This is a genomic window from Vreelandella andesensis (genome assembly GCF_003989795.1).
Classification (GTDB): Bacteria; Pseudomonadota; Gammaproteobacteria; order Pseudomonadales; family Halomonadaceae; genus Vreelandella; species Vreelandella andesensis.
In genome coordinates, this window is record NZ_RZHG01000026.1 from 67,821 (window position 1) to 75,104 (window position 7,284).

Here is a 7,284-nt window from a genome sequence, read left to right on the forward strand (position 1 = left end):
TTAAACTCTTATCAGGAAACGGATGGACTATTTACGCCATCCTAAAAGGGGGAACAATGTTAAAGCGTCCGGCAACCACCTGTACCGATGAGTTAGCTTCAGACACCAACCCTACTGGTGAGAAGGCCAGCCTACCTTCGTTCTACAAAACTATGGATCAATTCACCCACAGCGTCGTTGCTAAAACGACGGGAGGCCTTGCTCCCTCGGTACTGGGAGAAGCCTGGTTAGACTGGGCTGTGCATATGGCCGCTTCGCCCGGTAAGCAATGGCAACTGATGGAATCGGCGATGCGCCATGCACAGGCGCTTTGGTTACAGTCAATTTCCGGCATTGAAACAACGTGCGCTAGCGATAAGCCGGTGGACAAGCGCTTTGTCAGTAATGGCTGGCAGCAGTATCCGTTTAATCTCTGGTCGCAGGCGCATCGTCAACACTGGCAATGGTGGCAAGAAGCCATGACCGGCGTCCATGGCGTTGCCCCGGCGCATGAGGATCTCATGGCATTTGTGACCGGCCTTTTGGTTGATACATCGGCGCCCTCTAATTTCCCCTTCACCAACCCCAACGTTATTGCCGCAGCACAGGCTGAACAGGGTCAGAATTTTGTTCGTGGCGCTAAGAATCTTGCCGATGACCTCTTCCACAAAGTCAGCCCATCGAAGCCCGCGGGCCCACAGCCCTTTGAAGTTGGGCGTAATCTGGCCATAACGCCCGGCAAGGTCGTATTCCGTAACCATTTAATTGAGTTGATACAATATACGCCCAGCACCGAGCGTGTTCGTCCCGAACCCATTCTTATCGTGCCTGCCTGGATCATGAAGTACTACATTCTTGATTTATCACCTACAAACTCACTTGTTCAGTTTCTGGTGGGTCAGGGTTTCACCGTGTTTATCGTCTCTTGGAAGAATCCTAGCGCTGAGGATCGCGACCTAGGCATGGACGAGTATCGACAGCTTGGCGTAATGGAGGCTATTGATGCTATCCAGGCGATTACCCAAGCGCCAAAAATTCATGCCGTGGGTTACTGTCTGGGCGGTACACTGCTGGCCATCGCTGCAGCCGCCATGGCGCGCGACGGCGATGACCGTTGCGCAACGGTCTCCCTTCTCGCTGCTCAAATTGATTTCACCGAGGCGGGACCGTTACGTTTGTTTATCAACGACTCCCAGGTCACGATGATTGAAGACATGATGTCGCAGACGGGGTATTTGTCTTCGGATCAGATGGCAGGTGCATTTGCCTTATTGCGGGCTAAAGATTTGATCTGGGCACCTGCCATTGACCGTTATTTGCTTGGCGTGGAGGGCCACTCCTTCGACCTAATGACATGGAATGCTGACGCGACGCGAATGCCCTACCGAATGCATTCAGAATATCTACGCCGGCTTTTTCTAAATAATGACTTGGCCGATGGGCGCTATCAAGTGGGCAACAAAGCTATCGCGGTCACCGACATTCGTGCCCCTATCTTTGCCGTTGGCACTGAGGATGATCATGTCGCCCCCTGGCAATCAGTCTACAAGCTCCACCTGTTTGTTGATGTGGATGTGACCTTCGTACTGACCAGTGGCGGACACAATGCAGGCATTGTGTCGGAACCTGGTCACCAACACCGACATTTTCGCATTGCCGACACCCCTGCTGACGCCTCTTACCGCTCTCCTGCTGACTGGTGTGCTGAAACTGCCTCCCAGGAAGGGTCTTGGTGGCCTTCGTTCACGAACTGGCTGGAACAACATTCGAGTGACCCTATAGCGCCTCCCCACATGGGCGCTCGCTCTGGCCAATATGCCGTGCTCTGCGATGCGCCTGGCACCTATGTGAAGCAAATATAACCACTTTTATAACCACTTTCGTCTACGTGATGGCCGTTACTGCCGGCGCGGGTTAACTGTTCGGTGTGATCGAATGAAGATCGACACGGAGGTTTGCTGATGTGCGAATTACTGGCCATGTCCTGCCGACACCCGGCCAGACTAACGTCCTCTCTGACAGCCCTGGCCGCCCACGCGGGTGGTGAGAGCCGCAATCGTGATGGCTGGGGTCTGGCGTTTTATCAAGGGTACGACGTTGCTCTGTACCGAGATACAACACCAGCTAACACCTGCCCATTAGTCCCCTGGCTGGAAGCAAACGGCCCAGCAACGACGTTATCCCTCGGGTATATACGCCATGCCACTCAGGGCATCCTGACGCTAGCGAACACCGGTCCGTTCTTGCGTGAACTCAATGGGCGCATGCATGTATTTACCCACAACGGCAATCTAAAGCCTCTGGCGACATCTTCGCCAGGCACTAGCGGGCTGTTTCAGCCGGTGGGGGAATCGGACTCGGAGTTGGCCTTTTGCCTGCTACTGGATCAGATCAGAAAACTGGCCCACGCCCGTGGTGCCTTGCCAACCTTGCAAGCCAGACTGGATACAGTGGCTGAAGTAGCCTTGGCGTTGCGGGTACTGGGTCCCGCCAGTTTTCTTTATGCCGATGGTGATGTGCTGTTTGCTCACGCCGACCGTAGGCGGCAACCCCTGACGGGCCAAGTCACTGCGCCAGCGCTTTATCGTCTGGACTGTCCTGCGGGCAAAGAAGCGCTGCTGGTGCGAGACAGTGAGTCGGCAGAAATGATAACGGCGCAGCGCGTGATCTTATTGGCCAGCGTACCACTTACCCAGGAAGTCTGGGCACCGCTGCAGGAGGGTGAAGTTCTTGCAATACGCGAGGGCGAAGTCGTTGCAAGCTTGCAGTTGTGAACATGTAGCCACCACTTTTTATTCAGGGGTATGTCATGAGTGAAACGACAACCAAGATGATCTTTTCCGTCAGCGCAGTGCGCGTTGATGCCCACGGCAGTCTGGCGCGTTGCAAAAATGCAGATATCACTCTGGACACAGACCTGGCAGGCCGACTGGATGCCTTCAATCCGGCGGAACTACTAATGGCGGCGCTAGCCGCCTGCATGATCAAAGGCATCGAACGAGTGACCCCTATCTTGAAGTTCAAACTTCGGGGAGTGGAGGTTCGCCTGCACGGCGTGCGTCAGGATGTGCCACCGAAAATGGAGTCCATAGACTATGAAATCGTCGTCGACACGGACGAAAACGACCACCGGCTCGAACTACTGCACGACAACGTGAAGAAGTACAGCACGGTTTTCAACACAGTGGCGCCGGGAACACAGCTGCGCGGTGTACTAAAGCGCGCCAACTGATACGTCGAGAGGAAGCTGTCATGCCCGATCCAAAATTCACCAAACCCTGGCACGGCGTGCCACGCGAAGACATCCACTGGAACCCGACCATCATCGAGGATGCCTGTATCGGCTGCGGTACCTGTGTTACGGGCTGCAGTCGTCTGGTTTACCGCTATGATTTCGAGCGCAAAAAGCCGGTAGTGGTTGATCCGCTCAATTGCATGGTCGGCTGCACAACTTGCGCCAACACCTGTCCGTCGCATGCCATTGCCTTTCCGTCGATTGACTCCGTGTTGGCGCTCGAAGCGCGGGCGGACGTGCGTCATGCCGTGGAAGACGACTTGCTGACCCGCCGCGATATGCTCGAATCGCCGCTCACCATTCCGCATCCTGATCGCATCATTACTTTGAGCGTTTCTGCGATTGCCAATTCCCCCCACTCCGATGGCAGTATCGATCTGCATATTTGGCGCATCGAGGGTGGCCGCTTTACGACCTGGGCCTTTAACGACATGAACGTCGGCGACCACTTGCAGGCACGCGGGCCCTTGGGCGATTTCACCATGCGCTCCGGTCCGGATGTGCCGGTCGATGGTGTGGTTGCAGAACACAAACATCGTCGGCTCCAAGGGATCGAGCTCCATCGCCTCCTGCACCAACAGTGCCAGCCCGTCGATAGACTAGCGCATGTCCACCACTTTCCGGCACAGATTAACGTCGACGTCGGCATATAAAAAGTTCGCAGGGCCAAATTCGCGCAGCGCTAGAGCCACTTGCATGTGAAGACAAGGCCGTCAGTGATGACGTCAATCGAGCCGGATGCCGGCTGGATATGGCCAGGAGTTCACATATCAGATCTCGGCCTCGTCGGTCTCAGGCACCAGGAATTCAGGCTGCTCGTCTGCCGGCTTGCTAGCCAGCTCGTCGTCGGTCAGGCGAGCGTAGACTTCGATCAGCGTACCATCGGGATCTGTCAGCCATAGCTCGTGCAGTGGCGTGCCCTTCCAGGTGGTGCGCGGCGGCTTTTCAATGGGTGCACCAAAGGCAACCGCTTGATGATAGGCCTCAATCACCGCGTCCCGGTCGGCTACACCGATGCCCAGATGGTAGAGGGTGTCGTGGTGCAACGCCTTGTCGTCTGAAACCACCAGAACAAAATTGAGGTTCATGTCGCTACGAATAAAGGTCGCATAGCGATGGGTCCACTCCTTCGGCCAAGTGTTCAGCAACCACGCGTAAAAGCGCACGCTGTCCGGCAGATTGTTGACCCGGATACTGCCGTGAAATTCTTCTGCCGGCGGGCTTGGTGGTATGTCGAGCAGGCCTGCCAGCACGGCAATGCGGGCGTTGATCTGATCCCGGGCGGTGCGGAATTGCGCCAGATTTTCTTCACTGCTCAGTTCGCTTGTGCCAATGGCGGGATCGCTGATTGGCCAGTGCAGGCGTTTCACTTTACCCGGCAGAATCGGGCAGACTTCTTCGGCGCACAGGGTGACCACCATGTCGATGGTCGCTGGGTCAATGGTGTCCACCGATTTGCTCTGTTGCTGACTGATATCGATGCCGGTTTCCGCCATAGCCGCGATGGCATGCGGGTTAACGTGCGATGGCTGGGAGCCGGCACTCATCACTTCGACTCCTGCGTCCAGTCGTTGCCTCGCCAATCCCTCGGCCATTTGGCTGCGTGCTGAGTTGGAGACACACAAAAACAGAATTCGGGTCATGGTCGTTCCTCATTGCAGTATCAGCCGGTGTGCTTTAGTACATCGCGCAACTTTGTTCCCAGCGCCACTGTGTTGAAAACCGTGTCATAGTTGAAAACCGTGTCATAGTTGAAGACCGTGCCGTACTTTCAGAAATTTTGGTTGAGTCATCGCGAATGCACACTCGAGACGTTTTACCCTGGCGATCTTCATGCGACCACACCAAACAAGGAGCCTACAATGGCGGTAACGGCCATTGCCAGCGCTCCCCAAAAGGTCACACGGATCATGCCTTTACCTATACTGGCTCCTCCGGACCGGGCCGCTAGGCCTCCAAGTAACAGCAGGAACACCAGTGAGGTACAAGCGACTGTCAGCGTCACGTATTGCTCAACTGCAAGCCACGCGCTCAGCAACGGTAGAGCAGCACCGACCGTGAAGGCCGCTGCGGAAGCTAGTGCCGCTTGCAGGGGCTTGGCGCGGGTCATGTCAGAAATACCAAGTTCGTCGCGGGTGTGGGCGCCAAGTGCATCGTTGGCCATTAACTGTTGGGCGACTTGTTGCGCAAGATCGGCATCCAGCCCACGTTGACGATAGATGCTGGCTAGCTCGGCAGTTTCGTGTGTAGGATCTGTTGCCAGCTCCTGCTTTTCACGCTGAATGTCAGCCAGTTCTGTGTCTGACTGGGAACTAACGGACACATACTCACCAGCGGCCATGGACATCGCACCGGCCACCAAACCAGCGATACCGGCAACGAGTACCGAGCTTTGTGAGGCATTGGCAGCGGCAACGCCGATGATCAGACTGGCGGTGGATACGATGCCATCGTTGGCGCCCAGCACGGCAGCACGCAGCCAGCCGATAGTTTTTATGTAGTGCCGTTCAGTGTGCAGTCGGGCCATAGTCCTATCCTGTTGCAAGCCTTGTTACGTTGACGCACGGAATATGCGTGGTCATCCTGCTTAACTATTGCGTTCCCGCTGTTTGCAACCCTTGCGCTCATACAGCGTCCCGATACCGTGATTTCTTTTGATGTTGCTGAATCCACTCCGTCAGTTGTGCCGCCGTCACTGCGCCTGTAAGGCGCGCCACCTCGGTGCCACCATCAAACAGGATTAGCGTGGGAATGCTGCGGATATTATAGAGCGCGCTGGCCCCCGGTGCGGCGTCGCTGTCAACCTTGGCGAAGCGTACCTCCGGCAACTGGCGCGCTGCGGCGTCGAAATGCGGCGCCATCGCTTTGCATGGTCCACACCAGGCGGCCCAGAAATCGACCAGCACAGGCAGTTCTGTGCCAGAGATGAACTTAGGCAACGCGGCATCACTCAGGGCCACAGGTTCAGCGGCCATCAGCGCAGTTGCGCATCGCCCGCACACTGGCCTATCGTGCAAACGTTCAACAGGCACTCGATTGGTGGTGCCGCAGGATGGACAGACTAGCTGCATGACAGTACTCCTTCTTCTTTTCAATGTGGCGTAATCGCCACCTACAACAACGCGATGCGGACTCAAAGGCACCCTGCCCTGATTACCGAGTGCCTAGATCGATGGGTCCACGCCGCAGCTTGGTGAGCTTCATTATAGCCAACGACGTCGCTGCCAAGCTTTTTATGATGCCCGAGGCTCGTGGCCGATCGAAAAGCCCTCGGCGAATGAATACTCGCCCACTTTCGACGAATACCACCGCTCTCATCATGGCCATATCCAACCCTCAGTTGAACATCTGAAAGTTAATTTGGGACTTTGCGCTTCATTATATCTGTACGGTAGCGACCATCAGGATCAGATAAAGATAAAGAGTATAGGCCATGACGCCGGGTACAAAGTATCGCTGACCTGCTAGACTGGATTTGAGTCCGCTTGCGCCGCAGCGCGCTGTTGGTACCGACGTCACCGAGGAGAGACACATGAGATCCAAAGAAGAACGAGATGTAGAGAAAAACTACCCGAAAGCCGATTTCGTGGCAAAACTACGGCGTCTGGCGGATGCTATCGAAAATGGGGAACGTTTTGATATTCAGATTGCAGGCGAGCGCATCTATGTTCCTGTGCGAGCTGAATTCACCATCGAACACGAACGGTCCGATGATGAAGAGGAGATTGAATTTCAGATCAAATGGCAAAAGGAATAAATCAGATAATCTGAACGTAGCGTGCCGCAGTCCGATAGCGATTCCAATAAGGCTCAGGGTCGAAGTCGGGACCCAAGGCCAAATAGTTAATGCTCTCCCAGTAAGGCGTAAAACGCTGAACCTCAGCTGGATGACTGTACCCGTGCACAGCCTCGTAGAAGAGAAAGCTGAAAAAAGGGCGATCACTTGCCCCCCGGCTCTCCTCTTCAGACCATGCCAGCCAACTCTCGGTGATCTGGCGATCTCGCTCCCA

Annotated in this window: 8 protein-coding genes and 1 pseudogene; 5 read left to right on the plus strand and 4 right to left on the minus strand. The window is 55.5% G+C overall.

Annotated elements, in window-relative coordinates:
* Window positions 1-56: 56 nt before the first annotated feature.
* From ELY33_RS14185 to ELY33_RS14200, 4 genes are all read left to right on the plus strand, one after another.
* Window positions 57-1,841 carry a PHA/PHB synthase family protein gene (locus tag ELY33_RS14185; RefSeq protein ID WP_126948565.1) on the plus strand — a complete coding sequence of 595 codons (1,785 nt, stop codon included), beginning with the start codon at window positions 57-59 and terminating at the stop codon, window positions 1,839-1,841.
* A gap of 99 nt (window positions 1,842-1,940) precedes the next feature.
* The gene (locus ELY33_RS14190; RefSeq protein ID WP_126948566.1) at window positions 1,941-2,753 is read left to right on the plus strand and encodes a class II glutamine amidotransferase; all 813 of its coding nucleotides are present in this window, start codon (window positions 1,941-1,943) and stop codon (window positions 2,751-2,753) included.
* A gap of 35 nt (window positions 2,754-2,788) precedes the next feature.
* Window positions 2,789-3,211 (plus strand): OsmC family protein, encoded by a 423-nt coding sequence (locus ELY33_RS14195; protein WP_126948567.1) that lies wholly within the window; start codon window positions 2,789-2,791, stop codon window positions 3,209-3,211.
* Between the two features lie 20 nt (window positions 3,212-3,231).
* Window positions 3,232-3,927, plus strand: a complete 696-nt coding sequence (locus ELY33_RS14200; protein WP_126948568.1) for a 4Fe-4S dicluster domain-containing protein — start codon at window positions 3,232-3,234, stop codon at window positions 3,925-3,927.
* Between the two features lie 117 nt (window positions 3,928-4,044).
* On the opposite strand, the gene ELY33_RS17995 is transcribed toward ELY33_RS14200, so the two are convergent.
* The 3 genes from ELY33_RS17995 to trxC all read right to left on the minus strand — a co-directional run bounded on the left by ELY33_RS17995 (window position 4,045) and on the right by trxC (window position 6,345).
* Entirely contained in the window at window positions 4,045-4,917 is an 873-nt protein-coding gene (locus ELY33_RS17995) for a VOC family protein (protein ID WP_208644255.1), read from the minus strand.
* Window positions 4,918-5,105: 188 nt separating this feature from the next.
* Window positions 5,106-5,801 carry a VIT1/CCC1 transporter family protein gene (locus ELY33_RS14220; protein WP_126948569.1) on the minus strand — a complete coding sequence of 232 codons (696 nt, stop codon included), beginning with the start codon at window positions 5,799-5,801 and terminating at the stop codon, window positions 5,106-5,108.
* Between the two features lie 97 nt (window positions 5,802-5,898).
* On the minus strand, window positions 5,899-6,345 hold the full coding sequence (gene trxC, locus ELY33_RS14225) for a thioredoxin TrxC (RefSeq protein ID WP_126948570.1): 447 nt from the start codon (window positions 6,343-6,345) through the stop codon (window positions 5,899-5,901).
* Window positions 6,346-6,806: 461 nt separating this feature from the next.
* Between trxC and ELY33_RS14230 the strand changes: the two genes are divergently transcribed.
* Window positions 6,807-7,031 carry an amphi-Trp domain-containing protein gene (locus tag ELY33_RS14230; protein WP_126948571.1) on the plus strand — a complete coding sequence of 75 codons (225 nt, stop codon included), beginning with the start codon at window positions 6,807-6,809 and terminating at the stop codon, window positions 7,029-7,031.
* Window position 7,032: 1 nt separating this feature from the next.
* Here ELY33_RS14230 and ELY33_RS17895 read toward each other — a convergent pair.
* Window positions 7,033-7,284, minus strand: a pseudogene (locus ELY33_RS17895) (choline-sulfatase); the annotation flags it as partial.

What these genes read in the sequence shown, in the direction of transcription:
- ELY33_RS14185 (WP_126948565.1), top strand. Translation starts at nt 57, where the DNA reads ATGTTAAAGCGTCCGGCAACCACCTGTACCGATGAGTTAGCTTCAGAC.
- ELY33_RS14190 (WP_126948566.1), top strand. Translation starts at nt 1,941, where the DNA reads ATGTGCGAATTACTGGCCATGTCCTGCCGACACCCGGCCAGACTAACG.
- ELY33_RS14195 (WP_126948567.1), top strand. Translation starts at nt 2,789, where the DNA reads ATGAGTGAAACGACAACCAAGATGATCTTTTCCGTCAGCGCAGTGCGC.
- ELY33_RS14200 (WP_126948568.1), top strand. Translation starts at nt 3,232, where the DNA reads ATGCCCGATCCAAAATTCACCAAACCCTGGCACGGCGTGCCACGCGAA.
- ELY33_RS17995 (WP_208644255.1), bottom strand. Translation starts at nt 4,917, where the DNA reads ATGACCCGAATTCTGTTTTTGTGTGTCTCCAACTCAGCACGCAGCCAA.
- ELY33_RS14220 (WP_126948569.1), bottom strand. Translation starts at nt 5,801, where the DNA reads ATGGCCCGACTGCACACTGAACGGCACTACATAAAAACTATCGGCTGG.
- trxC (WP_126948570.1), bottom strand. Translation starts at nt 6,345, where the DNA reads ATGCAGCTAGTCTGTCCATCCTGCGGCACCACCAATCGAGTGCCTGTT.
- ELY33_RS14230 (WP_126948571.1), top strand. Translation starts at nt 6,807, where the DNA reads ATGAGATCCAAAGAAGAACGAGATGTAGAGAAAAACTACCCGAAAGCC.